The organism is Kribbella pratensis (assembly GCF_004366075.1).
Taxonomy (GTDB): domain Bacteria; phylum Actinomycetota; class Actinomycetes; order Propionibacteriales; family Kribbellaceae; genus Kribbella; species Kribbella pratensis.
The window spans coordinates 1595401-1613369 of record NZ_SODU01000003.1; the positions used below are offsets into that span (position 1 = coordinate 1595401).

At 68.1% G+C, this 17969-nt stretch carries 20 protein-coding genes; 8 read left to right on the forward strand and 12 right to left on the reverse strand.

The window, feature by feature from the left end; genetic code table 11:
* The first annotated feature begins 17 nt into the window (after positions 1-17).
* Positions 18-914, forward strand: a complete 897-nt coding sequence (locus EV137_RS31905; RefSeq protein WP_238175676.1) for a hypothetical protein — start codon at positions 18-20, stop codon at positions 912-914.
* Here the strand turns inward: EV137_RS31905 and EV137_RS31910 are convergent, their stop codons facing one another.
* Entirely contained in the window at positions 915-1967 is a 1053-nt protein-coding gene (locus tag EV137_RS31910) for an SDR family oxidoreductase (protein ID WP_134131827.1), read from the reverse strand.
* Positions 1968-2038: 71 nt separating this feature from the next.
* Here EV137_RS31910 and EV137_RS31915 point away from each other — a divergent pair, with 71 nt between their 5' ends.
* On the forward strand, positions 2039-2932 hold the full coding sequence (locus tag EV137_RS31915) for a LysR family transcriptional regulator (RefSeq protein WP_134131828.1): 894 nt from the start codon (positions 2039-2041) through the stop codon (positions 2930-2932).
* Positions 2925-3857 (forward strand): cation diffusion facilitator family transporter, encoded by a 933-nt coding sequence (locus tag EV137_RS31920; protein WP_134012387.1) that lies wholly within the window; start codon positions 2925-2927, stop codon positions 3855-3857. The genes EV137_RS31915 and EV137_RS31920 overlap by 8 nt, the downstream gene beginning before the upstream one ends.
* Here EV137_RS31920 and EV137_RS31925 read toward each other — a convergent pair.
* Together EV137_RS31925 and EV137_RS31930 are read right to left on the reverse strand one after the other, a co-directional pair.
* Positions 3842-4030, reverse strand: a complete 189-nt coding sequence (locus tag EV137_RS31925; RefSeq protein WP_134012385.1) for a DUF3099 domain-containing protein — start codon at positions 4028-4030, stop codon at positions 3842-3844. The two genes, EV137_RS31920 and EV137_RS31925, sit on opposite strands and share 16 nt — an antisense overlap.
* Before the next feature lies 1 nt (position 4031).
* Positions 4032-4481 (reverse strand): MarR family winged helix-turn-helix transcriptional regulator, encoded by a 450-nt coding sequence (locus EV137_RS31930; RefSeq protein ID WP_134131829.1) that lies wholly within the window; start codon positions 4479-4481, stop codon positions 4032-4034.
* A gap of 118 nt (positions 4482-4599) precedes the next feature.
* Here EV137_RS31930 and EV137_RS31935 point away from each other — a divergent pair, with 118 nt between their 5' ends.
* Positions 4600-5784, forward strand: coding sequence for an MFS transporter (locus EV137_RS31935; protein WP_134131830.1), 1185 nt, complete (start codon positions 4600-4602; stop codon positions 5782-5784).
* 17 nt (positions 5785-5801) lie between these two features.
* On the opposite strand, the gene EV137_RS31940 is transcribed toward EV137_RS31935, so the two are convergent.
* Together EV137_RS31940 and EV137_RS31945 are read right to left on the reverse strand one after the other, a co-directional pair.
* Positions 5802-6491, reverse strand: coding sequence for a class F sortase (locus tag EV137_RS31940; RefSeq protein ID WP_238175677.1), 690 nt, complete (start codon positions 6489-6491; stop codon positions 5802-5804).
* A 46-nt stretch (positions 6492-6537) separates the two neighbouring features.
* On the reverse strand, positions 6538-7503 hold the full coding sequence (locus EV137_RS31945) for a hypothetical protein (RefSeq protein WP_134131831.1): 966 nt from the start codon (positions 7501-7503) through the stop codon (positions 6538-6540).
* A gap of 306 nt (positions 7504-7809) precedes the next feature.
* On the opposite strand from EV137_RS31945, the gene EV137_RS31950 reads away from it, so the two are divergent.
* Positions 7810-8514: a TetR/AcrR family transcriptional regulator C-terminal domain-containing protein gene (locus EV137_RS31950; RefSeq protein WP_134012380.1), complete on the forward strand. Its 705-nt coding sequence runs from the start codon at positions 7810-7812 to the stop codon at positions 8512-8514.
* Positions 8515-8569: 55 nt separating this feature from the next.
* On the opposite strand, the gene EV137_RS31955 is transcribed toward EV137_RS31950, so the two are convergent.
* Genes EV137_RS31955 through EV137_RS31965 form a run of 3 tightly spaced genes read right to left on the reverse strand, consistent with a single transcriptional unit; the run spans position 8570 to position 12017 of the window.
* On the reverse strand, positions 8570-9946 hold the full coding sequence (locus EV137_RS31955; protein ID WP_134131832.1) for a dihydrolipoamide acetyltransferase family protein: 1377 nt from the start codon (positions 9944-9946) through the stop codon (positions 8570-8572).
* The gene (locus EV137_RS31960; protein ID WP_134131833.1) at positions 9943-10929 is read right to left on the reverse strand and encodes an alpha-ketoacid dehydrogenase subunit beta; all 987 of its coding nucleotides are present in this window, start codon (positions 10927-10929) and stop codon (positions 9943-9945) included. Before EV137_RS31960 ends, EV137_RS31955 begins: the two co-directional genes overlap by 4 nt.
* Positions 10929-12017, reverse strand: coding sequence for a thiamine pyrophosphate-dependent dehydrogenase E1 component subunit alpha (locus tag EV137_RS31965; RefSeq protein ID WP_134131834.1), 1089 nt, complete (start codon positions 12015-12017; stop codon positions 10929-10931). Before EV137_RS31965 ends, EV137_RS31960 begins: the two co-directional genes overlap by 1 nt.
* A gap of 119 nt (positions 12018-12136) precedes the next feature.
* Here EV137_RS31965 and EV137_RS31970 point away from each other — a divergent pair, with 119 nt between their 5' ends.
* A complete protein-coding gene (locus EV137_RS31970) occupies positions 12137-12625 on the forward strand; it encodes an Lrp/AsnC family transcriptional regulator (RefSeq protein ID WP_130387870.1) in 489 nt (162 codons plus the stop codon).
* On the opposite strand, the gene EV137_RS31975 is transcribed toward EV137_RS31970, so the two are convergent.
* Complete coding sequence (locus EV137_RS31975; RefSeq protein ID WP_134131835.1) at positions 12622-13581, reverse strand: LacI family DNA-binding transcriptional regulator; 960 nt, start codon at positions 13579-13581, stop codon at positions 12622-12624. The two genes, EV137_RS31970 and EV137_RS31975, sit on opposite strands and share 4 nt — an antisense overlap.
* Before the next feature lie 78 nt (positions 13582-13659).
* Between EV137_RS31975 and EV137_RS31980 the strand changes: the two genes are divergently transcribed.
* Positions 13660-14976, forward strand: a complete 1317-nt coding sequence (locus EV137_RS31980) for a Gfo/Idh/MocA family protein (RefSeq protein WP_134131836.1) — start codon at positions 13660-13662, stop codon at positions 14974-14976.
* 12 nt (positions 14977-14988) lie between these two features.
* On the opposite strand, the gene EV137_RS31985 is transcribed toward EV137_RS31980, so the two are convergent.
* From EV137_RS31985 to EV137_RS31995, 3 genes are read right to left on the reverse strand one after another with little or no spacing between them, the layout of a single operon-like run.
* On the reverse strand, positions 14989-15492 hold the full coding sequence (locus EV137_RS31985; RefSeq protein WP_134131837.1) for an AAA family ATPase: 504 nt from the start codon (positions 15490-15492) through the stop codon (positions 14989-14991).
* The gene (locus tag EV137_RS31990; protein WP_134131838.1) at positions 15489-15833 is read right to left on the reverse strand and encodes a nuclear transport factor 2 family protein; all 345 of its coding nucleotides are present in this window, start codon (positions 15831-15833) and stop codon (positions 15489-15491) included. Before EV137_RS31990 ends, EV137_RS31985 begins: the two co-directional genes overlap by 4 nt.
* A 16-nt stretch (positions 15834-15849) precedes the next feature.
* On the reverse strand, positions 15850-16854 hold the full coding sequence (locus EV137_RS31995) for a magnesium and cobalt transport protein CorA (RefSeq protein WP_134012368.1): 1005 nt from the start codon (positions 16852-16854) through the stop codon (positions 15850-15852).
* Between the two features lie 137 nt (positions 16855-16991).
* Here EV137_RS31995 and EV137_RS32000 point away from each other — a divergent pair, with 137 nt between their 5' ends.
* Positions 16992-17954, forward strand: coding sequence for a 2-hydroxyacid dehydrogenase (locus tag EV137_RS32000; RefSeq protein ID WP_134131839.1), 963 nt, complete (start codon positions 16992-16994; stop codon positions 17952-17954).
* The last annotated feature ends 15 nt before the right edge of the window (positions 17955-17969 follow it).

Below are 17969 nucleotides of genomic sequence, written 5' to 3' on the forward strand. Positions count from 1 at the left end.
AACCCTCAGTGAGAGGAATGGTGACGATGATCTACCCGAAGCTTCTGCGAGGCCTGCCGGCGCTCGCACTGCCCTTGTCCCTGCTGGTTGCCCCGAGCTCTGCGACCGCCACGCCGACAGCGACCGCCTGCACGATGGACCTCGGTTCGGTGACCAGTCAAGGCGTCGTTCAGTACCGCACCGTGACCGCCACCCAGCCGGTATCCGTCTCCGCGATCCAGCGACAGGTCGACGTCTTCGGCCCCGGCGAGGCCCGATTGAGCACGATCTGGAACTGGAGCAGCAACCTGCCGTCACTGGAGTCCGGCATCGTGGTCAAGAACACAGGTGTCATCGGACAGGCGTCGTACAACTCCAACACCGCCGAGCCGGCGGACCCGGCGTTCACCCAGATCAGCGCCGGCTGGGGCGGGTACTCGGCCATCGGGCTCTCCGTCGACGATGACCGTCGTACGGCGCGGAACCAGTTCTACGGGCTCAGCAACGGGACGGTGCGCCGCTGGGTCATCAACTCGTTCGGGTGGACCCCAACCGGGCAGACCGGTGGCTTCAGCGCCGTCAAGACGTGGGCGTTGCTCGGCCAGTCCACGACGTACGACACGTTCCTGGCCACGACCCGCGGAGGCGCGCTGTACACGATCCGGCTGCCACTGACCAGGACGATGACGCCGGTGGTCAAGCAGGTCCGGTCGCGGACCTGGCAGGCGTTCGATTACCTGATCGCCCAGCGATGCGGGCAGGTGAGCACTCTCCTGACAGCGATCGACAAGGACACCGGCACTGCCTACCTGTACGCCATGAGCCACGCGAACGGCCCGTCGACGGTCATCAAACTGCTGGGCAAGCTCCCCGGCACCTACACGGACCCGATCTACTTCCTCCGCACCCACGGCACCTATCTGCGCGGCGAGTGATCACGGGATGATGCGGCGGCTGCGGAGGTCGGCGAAGATTCCGTAGAACATCTGCTCGGTGTCGACGTACTCGTGGAAGCCGGCCCGGCGTGACTTCGAGGCGTCGGCGAAGAAGTCGTAGTCCCACCCGAACACGAAGTCGGCGAACGGCCAGGACGACACCTCGGCGAACGACGTCGAGGTCAGGCCGTGCGCCACTTGCAACTGCTTCCAGATCGGCTCCTTGTCCGCCATCACGTCCTGCAGTGACAGCTGCAGCGGCGGCGCGACCTCCAGCCCGAACCACGCGCCGAGCTTGGGCCACAACTCGCTCCAGCGGAACAGGTCGCCGTTCGTGATGTTGAACGCCTGGTTCGCCGCAGCCGGCGCGGTCGCCGCCCAGACCGTTGCCTTCGCCAACAATCCGGCGTCGGTCAGCTCGAGCAACGAGTGGTACGCACCGGGCTTGCCGGGGAAGCGCAGCGGTACGCCGAGTTCCTTCGACATCGACGCGTACACGGCGATCGCGACCGCGAGGTTCATCGGGTTGCCGAGCGCGGACCCGCCTACCACGGACGGCCGCAGCGCCGACCACGTCCACGTCTTACCCTGCTGACGTTCCTCCAGGAAGCGCTGCTGATCGACGTTGAACTCCGGCGGCAGATGCGGCGGATCGTCCTCCCGGGCGGGTGTCTTGAACGGCCCGAGATGCGCGCCGTACACCTTGTAGCCCTGCATCAGGCTGACATGCCGCAGTCCGCGGGCGACTGGTTCGATCGCGTCGACGACGTTGACCAGCATCGCGAGGTTCGGCGCGACGAGCTCCGCCCAGGTCGGCCGGTCCTGGTAGGCGACGTAGAAGACGTGCGTCACGTCGGTCAGCCCGGACAGCTTGTCCCGGGTGTCGTCCGGGTCCAGCAGATCGACGGCGACCTGCCGAACCCGCCCAGGGATGTCCGTACCGCCGCGACGCGACAGCCCGATCACCCGCCAGTCGTGCAGCGACGCCAGATGCTCGACCAGATTTGTCCCGATGACGCCTCGGGAACCAACGACCAACGCAACGTTCTCCATGCCCAACAGCCTCGCTGACCTGCGGAGATAAAACCAAGGCATAGTTTTCACCGAAGCCATAAGCTGAGGACATGGCAACGCTCAGGCAGCTCGAGTACCTCGTCACCGTGGTCGATCAGGGCTCGTTCACGAAGGCCGCCGAGCTCCTGCACGTCACCCAGCCCGCGCTCTCCCACCAGATCCGCACCCTCGAGCGTTCGGCCGGCGGACCGCTGCTCGAGCGGCTCCCCCGCGCCGTCCGCCTCACGCCGACCGGTCGCGCGATGGTTCCGCACGCGCGCGCCGCCCTGGCCGACGCGGAACGGGCTCGCTGCGCCGCCCGGCAAGCCGCCGGGCTCGAGGTCGGCGAGCTGCAGATCGCGACGCTCTACTCGATCACCTTGGGCGTGCTGCCTGCCGCGCTCCGCGAGTGGCGACGGACTTGCCCGAACGTCGGCATCCGCCTCTTCGAGCACCGGCACACCGACGAACTCGTCGACGCGATGAACGCCGGCGAAGCAGACCTCGCCGTCGGCCCCGAGCCGCCGCACTGGCCCGGCGTCACGCGTGTGCTGGGCACCGAGGAACTCGTGGTCGTGGTCGCCGCCGACGATCCCGCCGCCACCGGAGACACCGTCAAACTGCAGGACCTGGCGGACCGCTCCTGGGTCCACTACGCACCAGGTCACGGCCTCGCCGACGTCCTCGACAACGCTTGTGCACAAGCAGGATTCGAGCCGCGCATCGCCGTACGGACGGAACAGACTGCCGCCGCGCCCGCGCTGGCCGCGGCAGGTCTCGGCCCCGCCTTGGTCCCCGACAACATTCTGCCGAAGGACTTCGACGGCCACATCCTGCACCCGGAACCAGCAGTACGTCGGACGCTCACGGCGTACACGCGCGGCGAACCAGATCCGCTCGCCGCCGCCTTCATCGACGTACTGTTTCGATCCGCAGGCATCCGGGCACGCGAAGGTGATGCCTGACGAAGAGTCGGACGCCACAGTCCTCCTGGCCGGTACGGCGAATCTCGCGATCGCGATCGCGAAGATCGTCGCCGGTCTGCTCTCCGGCTCGACCGCGCTGCTGGCCGAGGCGGCGCACTCCGTCGCCGACACGCTGAATCAGGCGTTCCTGCTGACCGCGCTGCATCGCAGCCGCAAGCCGGCCGATACGCGGCATCCCTTCGGCTACGGGATGGAGCGGTACTTCTGGTCGCTGCTCGCCGCGGTCGGCATCCTCGTGCTCGGCGCCGGCTTCTCGATCACGGAAGGGCTGCGCTCGATCCTCTCCCCCGAGCCGATCGCGGCCCTCGCCGTGATCTACCCGGTGCTCGGAGTCTCGTTCCTGTTCGAAGGCGCCTCCTGGCTACGCGCGATGCTCCAGCTCCGCCGCGAGGCCCGGGAGGCCGGCGTACCGTTCCTGCAGCAGTTCCGCGGCGCCGAACCTGCCGTCAAGACCGTGGCGCTCGAGGACTCCGCCGCACTGATCGGCCTGCTGATCGCCGCGATCGGGGTGACCATGGCAGTCGTCACCGGCGAGCACCTCTGGGACGGCGCCGCGTCGATCGCGATCGGCCTGCTGCTGATCGTTGTCGCAGTCGTCCTCGGCCGCGACAACAAGGCGATGCTGATCGGGCGCGCCCTACCGCCCGACGTACAGCGCGAGATCCGCGCGATCATCGCCGGCGAGCCTGGGATCGACGAGGTACCCGACCTGCTCAGCCTGCGGCTCGCACCGGAGCAGGTCCTGGTGGTCGCGACCGTCGACCTGGATGATTCCGAGACCACCGGTGCCGCCGTCGAGCAGCTTGCCGAGCGGATCGACAAGAAGGTGCGCGAGGCGTTCCCGATGGTGCGGCACCTCTATCTCGACCCGACCCCCGCGGACGTGCGTCAACGTTTGTCGTGACCCCAGTTCGCGACGATGACGGCGATCGGAGGGAGTACGGCGGCGACCGCGCTCATCCCGACCGCTGCCGGGATCGAGAACAGGCGCACGACGAACCATGCCATGCCGATGAGGGCGAGGCAGCTGCCCATCAGCCAGTAGTAGAGCTTGCGATTGTCGTACCGGCGGGCCATGTCACACCATCAGCGGGAGCTTCCCCAGCGCGGTGACCAGCGGGGACAGCTCAGGTAGCTCAGCGGCACGCTCCAACGCAGACGTCAGTACGGCGTCGTGGGTCGGCTGCGCCTGGTCGAGCAGGTCGCGGCCTGCCTCTGTGACCTCTGTGTAGATGCCACGCCGGTCCGTCGGGCACAGGTACCGCTGCAGCAGCTTGCGGTCCTCCAGCCGGTTCACCAGACGGGTAGTGGCGGACTGGCTGAGCACCACCGCGTTCGACAGCTGGTTCATCCGCAGGTGGTAGTCGTCCTGCCGGGCCAGCACGTCAAGGACGCTGTACTCACTCACGGACAGCCCGTGCTGCTTCTGCAGCGCTCGCTCCAGCTCGTCCTCGATCCGGGCGTGCAGCGCCGCCAGAGTTCGCCACCCCTGAGCCCGCGCCTCCGCGGCGTCATCCGGTAGTCCCACGACACCTCCACTTGAACATCACGCTTGTATGCGCAATCATGACGCTTGTGCAATAGCCCGCGTGTGCAACTATCGCGCACGCCGGTAATAGTCTTCAGCTTACATTCGAAGGAGCGTTATGCCAGCGGCTCTGCTCGCACTCGCGATCGGTGCGTTCGGGATCGGCACCACCGAGTTCGTCATCATGGGACTGCTGCCCGAGGTCGCCACCGACTTCGGTGTCAGCATCCCGTCCGCGGGACTGCTCATCTCCGGCTACGCGCTGGGCGTCGTGGTCGGTGCCCCGCTGCTCACCGCGATCGGCTCCAAGGTCTCCCGCAAGACGGTGCTGATCGCGCTGATGGGCGTCTTCATCGCCGGCAACCTGGTCTCCGCGGTCGCTCCGTCGTACGGCGTTCTGATGACCGGACGGATCGTGGCGGCGCTGTCCCACGGCGCGTTCTTCGGCGTCGGGTCCGTGGTCGCGGCCTCGCTGGTCCCGAAGGCGAAGCAGGCGAGTGCGATCGCGTTGATGTTCACCGGGCTGACGGTCGCCAACGTGCTCGGCGTACCGGGTGGGACCGCGCTCGGTCAGCAGTTCGGCTGGCGGTCGACGTTCTGGGCGGTGACTGCGCTTGGTGTGATCGGACTGCTCGGCATCGTGTTCCTGGTGCCGCGGCAGGACACTGCGGAAGGTCCTGGGCTGCGGAGCGAACTGGCGGTGTTCAAGAGCCTGCAGGTGTGGCTGGCGTTGGCGATGACCGCACTGGGCTTCGCTGGGGTGTTCGCGTCGTTCACCTACATCGCACCGATGATGACCGAGGTCGCGGGCTTCTCCGCGGGTGCGGTGACCTGGCTGCTCGTGCTGTTCGGCGGTGGGCTCGTAGTGGGCAACCTGCTGGGCGGTAGAGCAGCGGACCGCTCGCTGATGCCGAGTCTGTACGTGATCCTCGCACTGCTGGCCGCCGTACTGGTCGTCTTCGTCTTCACGGCGCACGCCAAGGTCGGCTCTGCCGTGACGATCGCGCTCTTCGGTGCTGCTGGGTTCGCCACGGTCGCTCCGCTACAGAAGCGGGTGATGGACAAGGCGAAGGGCGCTCCGGCGCTGGCGTCCGCGGCCAACATCGCCGCGTTCAACCTGGGCAACGCGGCCGGCGCATACCTCGGTGGACTCACCATCGAGCACGGCCTCGGCTACACCGCCCCCAACTGGGTCGGCGCTGCACTGGCTGTTGCCGGTCTGCTCGTCGCCCTCGCCTCCGGCCTACTGGACCGCCGTCACAGCAGCCAGGCCCCCGCACTAGTACTTGAAGGAAGCCGCTGATCCGGGATCCCGTTTCGCTACGTTGTGGGGACTGCGATCACTACGGCGTTGCTGAGGTAGCCCGTGCCGTCCCAGTCCTCGCAGGTGACGAGTACGAGTCGCCCGGGGACACCCTGGCTGAAGACTTGCTGGGCCCGCTTGGCAAGGGTCTTCTTGCGATAGATGGCCACCGACGTTACGACGTACTTGATCGTCCCGTGCCGAGTCGTCACGGAGACCTTGTCGCCCGCGCCCAGCCGGTCCAGATCGTCGAACGCTCCTCCACCGGTGTGCACTGTGTGACCGGTGATGACCGCGGAACCTGTGGTCGCCCCGGGCCGGGCGCCGTCGGACCACCAGCCAACCAGCCGCGGGTTCGACGGCGGGATGAGCGAACCACCACGGGCGCGGATCGACAGCACGCGCGCGGACACTCCGAGGCTGGGCACCGACAGCGAGATCGGGTCCCCAGGCCGAACCGGGGCCGTGCTCAGAACCTCCGCCGGAGGTGTTTCCTGCGGCGTGGTCGGTTGTGTGGTCGGTTCTGTGGCCTGCTGCGAGGTGGTGCCGGACGACGTCCGGCCCGGTACGACGGATGTCGTGCCGGGCCGCTGCGTCGGGCCGGCAGTGGTTTGCTGCCGACCCTCGTCAGAGTTGTTCATCCTGAGCTGGACGTAACCGCCGACCAGGAGGAGTACGACGCCGACCGCCAGGGCCGAGATCGTCAACCACGACGACCTGGCACGACCCTGGCGACGGCGCTTGCCGGATACCTCAGGCAGAGTGCTGCCCGCGACGCTGCCGAGCCTTCAGAACACCGGCGAACACGAGCAGACCGCCGAGGGTCAGCAACGCGATACCCCAGGCGCTCTGACTGCTGGTGGTCGCGGACGCGTTCTTCATCCCACCGGACAGACCAGCGTCGACATCGGTCGGAACCCCGACCGGAGCGCTGCTGGTGGTGCTGGTCGGGCTGACGGTCGGCGACTCCGACGGCGTCGCCGTCACAGTCACAGTCGGGCTCTCGGACGGCGTTGTGGACGGCGTCTCAGAAGGCGTCGTCGACGGAGTCTCCGAGGGGGTCTCCGAAGGCGTCGTCGACGGGGTCTCGGAAGGCGTCTCGGACGGTGTCGTCGACGGGGTCTCCGAAGGCGTCTCGGACGGTGTCGTGGACGGCGTCTCGGAAGGCGTCGTCGACGGAGTCTCAGACGGCGTCACCGAGGGGGTCGGCGTGATCACCAGTTTGGTCACGCAGAACGTGATGTGGCTGATGTCCTGGAACTTCTGGTTCTTCTCGTTGACCGGCGTGTGGAGGCCGATGCCGGCCACGGTCCCGGCCGGAGCGTAGTCGTAGAAGTTGGCGCCTTGATTGCCACCCTTGACGATGACACCGAGCACGGTGCCGCCGGTCGCGGTGAAGTCCGCAACCTCATTACCGGTCTGGTCCCCGTCGTGCGCGGGGTCGTCGACCGCCAGATTGCGCTTTTGCCACTTCACCGTTACGCCGTCAGCGGTCTTCTCGCCCGAGTTCGGCGGGTCGAACTTGATCTCGGTCGAGCCCGGCACAAGTTCGGCGCAAGTCGGGTTGCCGGGCTTCACGATGCCGTCCGCCGAGGCCGAGGGGGCCAGGGCGAGGGTGACGCCACCCAGGGCGAGCGCTACTGCGCCGGCGCCGCCGAGCAATGCGACCACGCGTGAGTTCTTGAGGCGCCCGTTGGCGCCTACCGATGTGTCTTTCACAGTCTCCCCTAGGTTGATGCCGGTCTCTCGCGACCAGCAGCGCGCCGGTAACCCCGGGCGTTGTCCCCAGGGCTGAATCAGGCGGTCCGTCGTCGTTCTCGATCCGGTCGAACCGGTCCCCCGACAGAAGTCGACCTTCGCGATTGTGGTGATTCGGATCACCGCACGCAAGTCTCATCGCCACGACTCGCCGTGTTCCTTACGTTTCGCGACGCACCGTGGCCGCTGTGGACGAGGAGTAGTTGCCGATCGCTACTAAAACACCGTTTTAGGATCTGATACGGCGTATTCGCTATGCTCCGCCGGATGGCGCGCGAAGCGGATCGGAAGACCGCCCTGGGATCGGTGTGGCTGCGCGAGGAACCACCTCCGACGCGGGCGCGGCTGAGCCGGGAGGACATCGTCCTGACGGCGATCAAGGTGCTGGACCGCGAAGGTCTGGACACGTTCTCGATGCGGGTGATGGCGACCGAGTTGGGGACCGCCGCGACGTCCGCGCTGTACTGGCGGATCGCGACCAAGAACGACCTGCTCGAGCTCGTCGTCGACACGGTGCTCGGGGAAGCACTGATCCCGGCGGAGGGCGACTGGCGCGAGCAGGTGACTGCTGTCGTGCAGGCGGCGTACCGGGCGCTGTGGGAACACCCGTGGGCCGCGCAGTTGCTCCCGACGCATGCCGGTCTCGGGCCGAACTACCAGGCCCTGACCGAACGTGTGCAGTCCATCCTCAACGAGGCCGGTTTCAGGGGCACTCACCTGGATTCGGCGGTGTCGGCGATCTTCCACTACTTGATCGGGTCGGCGGTGACCGATTCGGCCTGGCTGGCTGTGGTACGGCGAAGTGGGCTGGACGAACCGCGCTGGGCCGCCAGGTCGGCGGACCAGATGGGGGTCGATGCCGAACACCTCGCCGCCTACCTCAACCGCGAGAGCACCGCCGGCCCAGAAGCACGCTTCGCCTCCGGGCTGCGGGTAATCCTGGTCGGCCTCCGGCCTCGCCAGATCTCCTAGATGTCGGCGGCGCCGCGCCAGGTCTCGGGTAGGTCGGCGGCGCCGCCGTGACTTCTCAGAGGTCGGCGAAGGCGGACGCGGGGTTTTCGAAGGCGTCGGCGACGAAGCGGAGGAAGGCTGCTGCCGTACCTCCGTCGCAGACGCGGTGGTCGAACACCAGCGACAGCTGGGTGAGCTTGCGGATGGCAAGCTCACCGTCGACCACCCACGGACGGTCGATGATCCGGCCGACGCCGAGAATCGCGACCTGCGGGTGGTTGATGATCGCCGCGCTGCCGTCCACCCCGAAGCTGCCGTAGTTGTTCAACGTGAACGTCCCGCAGGTCAGCTCCTGCTGAGTCAGCCGGCCGTCGCGCGCCGATGCCGTCAGGCGGCGGATCTCGGCGTCCAGACCGCGCGTCGTCAGAGCATGAGCGCCCGCCACGGCCGGGACCATGAGGCCACGATCCGTCTGCGCCGCGAGGCCGAGGTTCACGCCGTCGTACTGGACGAGTTCCTCGCGCTCGGTGTCGACGTACCCGCTGAGCTCCGGATACCTCAGCAGTCCGGCGACCACGAAGCGCGCCATCAGCGCGAGCAGCCCCGGCCCGGGGTCCGTTGCCGATCGCAATGATTCGCGCAGCTCGACCAGGGCGGTCGCGTCGACGTCGACCCAGGTGGTCGCCTCGGGGATCTCGGCCCGGCTCCGGCTCAACGTCGCGATCACGGCCTTGCGGAACCCACTCATCGGCGTACGTCGCAACTCAGCCAACCCGGTCCGCGACTCAGCCGACTGCACTACAGAAGGCTGAGGTAGTGCGGCCCGCGCTACGGACGATCCCGGCGCGGCCGGCTGCGCCGCAGCGGGCACTGTTGCAGCGGGCACTGCTGCGGCGGGCGCTGGTGCGGCGGGCGCGCTCTCCGTTTGCAGGCGGTGCGCTATCGCGAGCTCCACGTCGCGGCGGACGATCAACCCATCGGGGCCTGAGCCCGTCAGGGTACGCAGATCCACCTCGGCGTCGCGCGCCAACCGACGTACCAACGGCGAAATCACCAGGGGAACCCTTGTTTCCGGAACTTTTTCTGCAGCAGGCGCAACATTTGTTCCGGAAACCCGAGGCCGACGCCGTCGCCCGGCCGCGGAAGACTCGGACGTCCCGTACCCGACCAGCACGTTGCCCGACCCGGCCCGCTCCTCAGCGCGATACGCCGCCCCGTCCGGATCCCCCACCGTGATCAGCGGCTTCCCGACCGGGACCGTCGTACCGGGCTCGCCATGCAGTTCCTCGATCACCCCTGCGTACGGACACGGCAGTTCGACGATCGACTTCGCGGTCTCGACCTCAGCAATCGGAGTGTCGACCGCGACCACATCGCCGACCTTCACCAGCCACCGGACGATCTCCGCCTCGGTCAGCCCTTCACCGAGGTCGGGGAGATGGAACGTGTTCACGAGTCCTCCCACTGCAGGTCGTCGACCGCGTCGAGGATCCGGTCGACGCTCGGCAGCTGGTACCTCTCCAGTTTCGGCGGCGGGAACGGGATGTCGAACGCGGTCACCCGCCGCACCGGAGCGGCCAGCGAGTGGAAGCACTTCTCGGTGACCCGGGCGACGATCTCCGACGACACGCTGGCGAACCCGCTCGCCTCGGCCACCACGACAGCCCGTCCGGTACGCCGTACTGCCGCGCACACCGTCTCGTCGTCGAACGGCACCACCGACCGCAGGTCCACCACGGTCAGCTGACGCCCCTCGGCGGCGGCGACCTCGGCCGCCTCCATCGCGACCGGAACAGCCGGCCCGTAAGCGATCAACGTCGCGTCCGCACCCTCCCGGCGTACGACGGCCGTACCGATCCCCGGCTGCGACTCGGTGAGGTCGACCTCTTCCTTGGCCCAGTACAGCTTCTTCGGCTCCATGAACACGACCGGATCCGGGAACTCGATTGCCTTGCGCAACAATCCGTAGGCGTCCGCGACCGTTGCCGGGGTCACCACGGTCAGCCCGGGTGTGTGCGCGAAGTAGCTCTCCGAGGAGTCGCTGTGGTGCTCGACCCCGCCGATGCCGCCGCCGTACGGGATCCGGATCACCATCGGCAGCTGCACACGCCCGCGGGTCCGGTTGCGCATCTTGGCGACGTGCGAGACGACCTGCTCGAACGCCGGGTACCCGAACGCGTCGAACTGCATCTCGACCACCGGGCGCATCCCGTTCATCGCCATCCCGACCGCCATGCCGACGATGCCCGCCTCGGCCAGCGGGGTGTCGAAGCACCGCTTCTCGCCGAACTCCGCGGTCAGCCCGTCGGTGATCCGGAAGACCCCGCCGAGCGCGCCGACGTCCTCACCGAACATCACCACCGACTCGTCGGCCGTCATCGCGTCCCGCAGCGCCTGGTTGAGCGCTTGCGCCATCGAGATCTTCGTGTGCGTCATCAGGCCTCCTCGCGGGCGAGCTCGTCGCGGAGGAACGCGGCCTGCTCCCGCAGCTGCTGCGTCTGCCCGGCGTACAAGTAGGCGAACAGATCGGCCGGATCCACTTCCGGCTCCGGCATCAACCCGTCACGCAACTGCGCGGCGACCTCCACCGCGCCGGCCTCAGCGGCCGCCCGAACGTCGTCGTCCAGCCAACCCTGCTGCTCGAGGTACGTCGTCAGGCGCGCGATCGGATCGCGGTCCAGCCACGGAGCGACCTCGTCGTCCTGGCGGTACCGGGACGCGTCGTCCGCATTGGTGTGCGCCTGCACGCGATAGGTGTGCGCCTCGATCAGCTGCGGACCTTCACCTGCCCGTGCTTTCTCTACAGCCTGTCCAAGAACCGCGAGCAGGCCGGCCAGGTCGTTGCCGTCGGCACGTTCGCCCGGGACGCCGTACCCGATGCCCTTGTGTGCAAGGGACGGCGCGGCGCTCTGCCTCGCGAGCGGCACGGAGATCGCGTACTCGTTGTTCTGGATGAAGAACACCACCGGCGCCTGGAAGACCGCGGCGAAGTTGAGGGCCTCATGGAAGTCGCCCTCACTGGTGCCGCCGTCGCCGACGAGCGCCATCACGACCGTGTCCTCGCCCTTGAGCCGGGCCGCGTGCGCGACACCGACCGCGTGCGGGAGCTGGGTCGCGAGCGGGGTCGCCTGCGGCGCGACCTTGTGCTCGTACGGGTCGTAGCCCGAGTGCCAGTCACCGCGGAGCAGCGTCAGCGTCTCGATCGGGTCGACGCCGCGACTCATGATCGACACCGAGTCGCGGTACGTCGGGAAGAGCCAGTCGCCGTCGCGCAGCACCATCGTCGCCGCGAGCTGACAGGCCTCCTGACCGAAGGACGACGGGTAGACGGCGAGTCGGCCCTGGCGGACCAGAGCGCTCGCCTGATCGTTGAACCGGCGGCCCCGGATCAACTGTGTGTAGCCGTCGAGCAGGGCTTCCTTGGTGGGCAGCCGGTACGACGGGTGGTCGTGCGGTACGCCGTTCTGATCGATCAGACAGACGGGTTCCGCGGACGGGAGCAAACGCTCCTCGACGGTGGTCATGGGGCCCTCCAGCAGGAGACGGACGGTAGCCACATCGTCGTCCCTACTGGCCAAGTGGATCTATAGCTGGAATTATTGAGAGACGTTTGGCCCGGACCCGAGCCGAGGAGGTCGCACGAATGTCCGACGAGGTGATGGTCCACCGGGCCGGCCCTGGACAGATTGTCGTCGCTCCGGCGCTCGACGAGATCGATCGGCAGATCATCGAGGCGCTCGGACGGGACGGACGGCTGTCGATCCGGGCCCTCGCCGACGAGGTGCACATCTCCCGCGCGAACGCGTACGCCCGCGTCGAACGGCTCACCAACACCGGCGTGATCACCGGTTTCACGGTCACCGTCGACCCGCTCAGACTCGGCCTGGCAACGTCGGCGTACGTCACCCTCAGTCTCCGGCAGAGCTCCTGGCGCACCCTCCGGAAGCAACTGCAGGCGATCCCGGAGATCAAGCACATGGCCCTCGTCGGCGGCGACTTCGACGCGATCCTGCTGGTCCGTGCCGCCGACAACGAGGGTCTCCGTCGCCTCGTCCTGGAGAAGCTCCAGGCGATCCCCGAGGTCCTGGCGACCCGTACGGCGCTGATCTTCGAGGACGTCGGGACGCTTTAGCAGCCGCAGGACCTGCGCAGGATCAGCTCGGTCGGGACGGTCAGGGCCTCCATCGCGTCCTCACCGTCGATCAGCCGGCGGACGGCCTCGCGCGCCACCAGCTCGACAGGCTGGCGTACGACGGTCAACGGCGGCCAGGTGTACTCCGTTTCAGGAGTGCCGTCGAAGGCAGCTACCGCGACGTCCTCCGGCACGCGCACACCAGCCTCGTGGAGTGCCCGCAGTACGCCAATCGCTTGCAGGTCGGAGCTTGCGAAGATCGCGGTGGGCTCGGCCGACAACAGTGTCTGCGCAGCGCGGTAACCACCCTCGCGGGAGAACGTCGCGCGCGCGATCGGCCCCTCGGGGAGACCCGCGGCGGTCAGCGCGTCACGCCAGCCGAGCTCGCGTTCGGGGTGACCGGCGCCTCCGATGACCAGCCCGATCACGCGATGACCGTGCGAGACGAGGTGCTCGACACCCGCGCGTGCACCCTCGCGATACGCCGGCCGCACCGAGCTGACCGTCGGCAGTACGCGGTTGATCGCGATCACCGGGACCTCGACGTCGTCCAGCGACGGATCCGCGGTAGGCGCCACCAGGACGAGCCCGCTGACCTGGCGCGTGAGCAGCTCGGCGATCTTCGCCCGCTCGGTTACGGGGTCCCCGTCGGCACTCGTCTGCAGTACGACGTACCCGCGGGCCGCCGCCTCCCGGTCGATCGCCTTCGCGAGCTCCGCGAACAGCGGGTTGCCCCCGTCGGGGGTGATCAGCCCGAACGTCCGCGTCGTACCCATCCGCAACGCCCGCGCGGTCGCATTCGGGCGGTACCCGAGCGCGCGGATCGCGTCGAGCACCCGCTCACGGGTCTCCGGCGCAACCTTCCGCGGACCCTCGTTCACCACGTAGCTGACGACGGCTGTGCTGACTCCGGCGTACTCCGCCACGTCGTTGCGGGTCACCGGATCTTTGGGCATGCAGTGATGGTACGACGGTTGACCGGTCTGGAAAGCGGTTGCTAGCGTCGGTGTCTACACGAGTAGAAGGAGTTCACCGTGGCCAGACGCTATGCAGTCGCCGGGACCGGTTCGCGAGCGCAGTCGTACATCCGCGCGATCCTCCAGGAGCACCCCGAGGAGGCGGAGCTGGTCGCCCTGCTCGACCCGAACCCGGGCCGGCTGGCGTTCCACCAGCGCTTCGTCGCGGGGCTCGGCGGCACCGAGCTTCCGCAGTACGGCGCCGACGACCTGGAGCAGATGGTCAAGGAGCAGTCCGTCGACCGCGTGGTGGTGACCAGCCCCGACTACACGCACGCGTCGGTCGTGTCGCGGCTGCTGCGGGCCGGTGCGGACGTGATCGTCGAGAAGCCGCTGACCATCGACGCGGGCGGCACCCGGCAGATCGTCGACGCGATGAACGAATCGGGCAAGTCCGTGGTCGTCACGTTCAACTACCGGTACTCACCGCGGAACAGTGCGCTGCGGCAGCTGATCCAGGACGGCGAGATCGGTCAGGTGACCAGCGTCGAGTTCCAGTGGGTGCTCGACACCCGGCACGGTGCTGACTACTTCCGCCGCTGGCACCGCGAGAAGAAGAACTCCGGCGGTCTGCTCGTCCACAAGGCGTCCCACCACTTCGACCTGGTGAACTGGTGGATCGCCTCGACACCGACCCGCGTGTTCGCGTCCGGCGCGCTGGCGTTCTACGGCTCCGAGAACGCGGCGGCCCGCGGCCTCGGCGAGCGTCCGGCGCGCGGCACGATCGACGGTGCCGCCGACGACCCGTGGCTGCTCGATCTGCGCACCGACGACACGAACCGGCAGCTGTACTACGAGGCCGAGAAGTACGACGGGTACCTGCGCGACCAGGACGTGTTCGCTCCCGGGATCACGATCGAGGACAACATGTCCGTGATCGCGGAGTACGCGAACGGCGCGCGGCTGAGCTACTCGCTGAACGCGCACTCGCCGTGGGAGGGGTACCGGGTCTCAATCAACGGCACGCTCGGCCGCGCCGAGCTCGAGGTGGTCGAACGGGCCGCGGTCGTCGACGACCAGATCGACCCGAGCTATCCGTCCGACCGCGTGATCGCCGGCGACGTCCGCACCAACGGCGAGCGGCTCGTGCTGCAGAAGCACTGGGCGCCGGCCGTCGAGGTCGAGATCCCCCGCGGCGAAGGCGGCCACGGCGGCGGCGACAAGCTGATCTACAACGACCTCTTTGTTGGCCCCGGCAACGATCCGCTGGGTCGCGCCGCCGACGTCAACGACGGCGTCCGCGCCGTCGCGGTCGGCATCGCGGCCAACCAGTCACTCGCCACCGGCCAGCCGGTCGTCGTCGCCGACCTCAACCTCGGCGGCTGGTCGTCCTAGGTCCTGTCTGGATCACCAGACAGGACCTAACCCTGTTTCGGTGAGGATCTGCTGGACGGTCGCATCGAGCGAACTCGACTCGTCGATGATCGTCTCGCGCGGCCGCTCCAGCAGATCCCTCGGCCGGTACCAGTCGGCCATGTCCTCGGCCGTGAAGGCGCTCGCCTTGTCGCGGGTCGCGTGCCGGCGCACGGTCTCCTCGAACGGGATGTCCAGGTAGTAGAAGTGCCCGCCGTGGTCCCGGGCGAGCTCCGCAAGCATCCCGCCGTACCGGACCGTCGGGAGGATTCCCTCCACCACAGCGTGGAATCCACGAGCGAGTGCGTATCGGGCCATCTGACCGATGAGCTCGATGTTCGCACCGTCGGGCTCGGCCAGTTCCTGGAAGACGGTACGGCGTACGTAGTCCTGCTCGATGTAGGCGATGCCGTGACCGTACTGCCCGCGAATCCCTTCCACGACCGAGCTCTTGCCCGATCCGGAGTTGCCCCGGACAACGATCAGCTGCGGCGTCACGACCGCAGGTGCTTGCTGACGTCGCCGGGCACCGCCTGCAGGACTGTCACGCACGAGCGCGCGAACGCCTCGTCGTCGTTGGCGTCGTCGCGCTCGATCGCGAGGTTGGTCGTGACGTGCTGCGTGCGCGGGGTACCGTCCGGATAGACGATCAGCGTGTCGCGGAACCATTGCTCGATCTCCGCTCGGCCGTGCAGCGGTGCACCACTTCCGCGGTACGTCGTGTGGGCGAGGAGCTCGCCCACGCCGGCGAAATCACCGTCGTCCACCAACTCGGCGTACCGAACGATCAGGTTCTCGATCTCCCGGCCGTCGGCGGGGTCAAGGGGTACTCGCGCCACGGATCGCGACTGTATCTCAGGCGGCTTCTCGGCGGGCTGCTCGTTGGCGGCGGAACCAGATCGCCAGGGCGATGCACGGGACCAGGAGTCCGCCGACGCCGAGGACGATGAAGTCCCATTCGGCGCCGATGTGGTCGACCAGCCAGCCGAAGTTCTGGCCGAAGAAGCCGGTGACGAAGGTCAGTGGGAGGAACACCGTGGCGAGGATGGTGAGCTGCTCGATCGTCGCGTTCTGCCGGACGCTGACCTTGGTCTGCTCGACACCGATCACCGCCATGTTCGCCTCCAGGACCGTCGCGAGCAGGTCCCGCTGAGCGGCGACCTCTTCGTTCACCAGGACGAGATGGTCGTGCACGTCGCGGAAGTACGGCAGCAGCGCGGTGTCGCGGGCGCCGCGTTCCAGGGTGGCTAGCACTGCTAGCAGCGGGTGTACGGCGCGGTAGAAATCGGTCACCTCGCGGCGCAGGAAATATATCCGCTCGGTCGGGGCGACCGAACCGGCGAACACCGTCCGCTCGACCTCCTCGATGTCTCGCTCCAGTTCGGCGACGACCGGACCGTAGCCGTCGACGACCTGGTCGAGGATCGCCCAGAGCACCGAACTCGTGCCGGCCTCCAGCAGCTCGGGCCGCTGCTCGAGCCGGATCCGCGCACCGTGCAGGTCACTGGCCACACCCTGACGGACGGTGATCACGAACGCCGGCCCGACGAAGATGCTGACCTCGCCGAAGTCCACTTCCTCGCGCTCTTCGTCGTACCGGGCGGTGCGGAGGATGACGAGGCGGATGTCGCCCTCGTACGGCTCGACCTTGGGGCGGAGGTGAAACGTTTGCGCATCCTCAACGGCCAGCTCGTGCAGGCCGAAACTCTCCCGGACCTCGGTGAGTTCCTCGGCGGTGGGCTCGTACATGCCCAGCCAGACGAACCCGCCGGCCCGGCAACTGGCGGCGGCGTCCGCGACCGACATCGCCTCGACGTGCTGGCGGCGTCCGTCCCGGTAGTAAGCGCAGTCGATGATCATGATGACCTCCTCCCCTGATCGTCGTCCTTTCCCGCACCGAGGCGACAGTGGGCCGGGTGAACTCCGGTTCCTGTCCAGGCCGTGAGAAATCCGGGGCGGTTCCTGTCCGGCCGCCGACGGTCGACAAGGATGAAGGCATGGGACTACCAGTCGTACTGATGCCAGGACCGATGCACGAGGCCGTCGCCCCCGGGCTGGACGGTCACTGTGAGCTGATCCGGCTCTGGGAGGAGACCGACCCGGACGCCGTACTCGCGGCCCGCCGGGACGAGATCGTCGCCGTCGCCACGGGCGGTACGGCGATCGACGGCCCGTACCTCGACCGCCTGCCCGCGGTCCGCCTGGTCGCGAGCTTCGGCGTCGGCTACGACCGCATCGACGCGACCGCCGCCGCCGAGCGCGGCGTCATCGTCACCAACACTCCCGGCGTCCTGGACGACGAGGTTGCCGACACCGCACTCGGTCTGCTGCTGATGACGGTCCGCGAACTGGGGCAGGCCGAGCGCTACCTTCGCGACGGCAAGTGGGCCGACGGCACCCCGTATCCGTTGACCCGCGCAACCATGCACGGCCGCCGGATGGGCATCCTCGGCCTCGGCCGCATCGGCCAGGCGATCGCCGACCGCGTCCAGCCCTTCGGCATCACCGTTGCCTACCACAACCGCCGCCCGAAGGACGTCGAGTACCAGTACTACCCGTCGCTCGTCGAGATGGCTGCCGACGTCGACGTACTGATGATCGTCATCCCCGGCGGCGACACCACCCGCCACCTCGTCAACGCCGAAGTACTGAGGGCTCTCGGCCCCGACGGCATCGTCATCAACGTGGCCCGCGGCACCGTCGTCGACGAACAGGCTCTCGTCGACGCCCTCCGCACCAACACCATCCACGCCGCCGGCCTCGACGTCTTCGAACACGAACCCAAGGTCCACCCCGACCTCCTCACCCTCCCCAACGCCGTCCTCCTCCCCCACGTAGGCTCCGCCACCATCCCCACCCGAACCGCCATGGCCAACCTGGTGGTCCAAAACCTCACCACCTACCTGACCAAAGGCACCCCCGTAACCCCCGTCCCCGAATCCACCCACCTGCTCGACTAACTGAGCCGGAAAAGC

Bases quoted from the DNA above. Each gene is read 5' to 3' on its own strand.
- EV137_RS31905 (WP_238175676.1), top strand. From the start codon at position 18: ATGGTGACGATGATCTACCCGAAGCTTCTGCGAGGCCTGCCGGCGCTC.
- EV137_RS31910 (WP_134131827.1), bottom strand. From the start codon at position 1,967: ATGGAGAACGTTGCGTTGGTCGTTGGTTCCCGAGGCGTCATCGGGACA.
- EV137_RS31915 (WP_134131828.1), top strand. From the start codon at position 2,039: ATGGCAACGCTCAGGCAGCTCGAGTACCTCGTCACCGTGGTCGATCAG.
- EV137_RS31920 (WP_134012387.1), top strand. From the start codon at position 2,925: ATGCCTGACGAAGAGTCGGACGCCACAGTCCTCCTGGCCGGTACGGCG.
- EV137_RS31925 (WP_134012385.1), bottom strand. From the start codon at position 4,030: ATGGCCCGCCGGTACGACAATCGCAAGCTCTACTACTGGCTGATGGGC.
- EV137_RS31935 (WP_134131830.1), top strand. From the start codon at position 4,600: ATGCCAGCGGCTCTGCTCGCACTCGCGATCGGTGCGTTCGGGATCGGC.
- EV137_RS31950 (WP_134012380.1), top strand. From the start codon at position 7,810: ATGGCGCGCGAAGCGGATCGGAAGACCGCCCTGGGATCGGTGTGGCTG.
- EV137_RS31960 (WP_134131833.1), bottom strand. From the start codon at position 10,929: ATGACGCACACGAAGATCTCGATGGCGCAAGCGCTCAACCAGGCGCTG.
- EV137_RS31965 (WP_134131834.1), bottom strand. From the start codon at position 12,017: ATGACCACCGTCGAGGAGCGTTTGCTCCCGTCCGCGGAACCCGTCTGT.
- EV137_RS31970 (WP_130387870.1), top strand. From the start codon at position 12,137: ATGTCCGACGAGGTGATGGTCCACCGGGCCGGCCCTGGACAGATTGTC.
- EV137_RS31975 (WP_134131835.1), bottom strand. From the start codon at position 13,581: ATGCCCAAAGATCCGGTGACCCGCAACGACGTGGCGGAGTACGCCGGA.
- EV137_RS31995 (WP_134012368.1), bottom strand. From the start codon at position 16,854: ATGATCATCGACTGCGCTTACTACCGGGACGGACGCCGCCAGCACGTC.
- EV137_RS32000 (WP_134131839.1), top strand. From the start codon at position 16,992: ATGGGACTACCAGTCGTACTGATGCCAGGACCGATGCACGAGGCCGTC.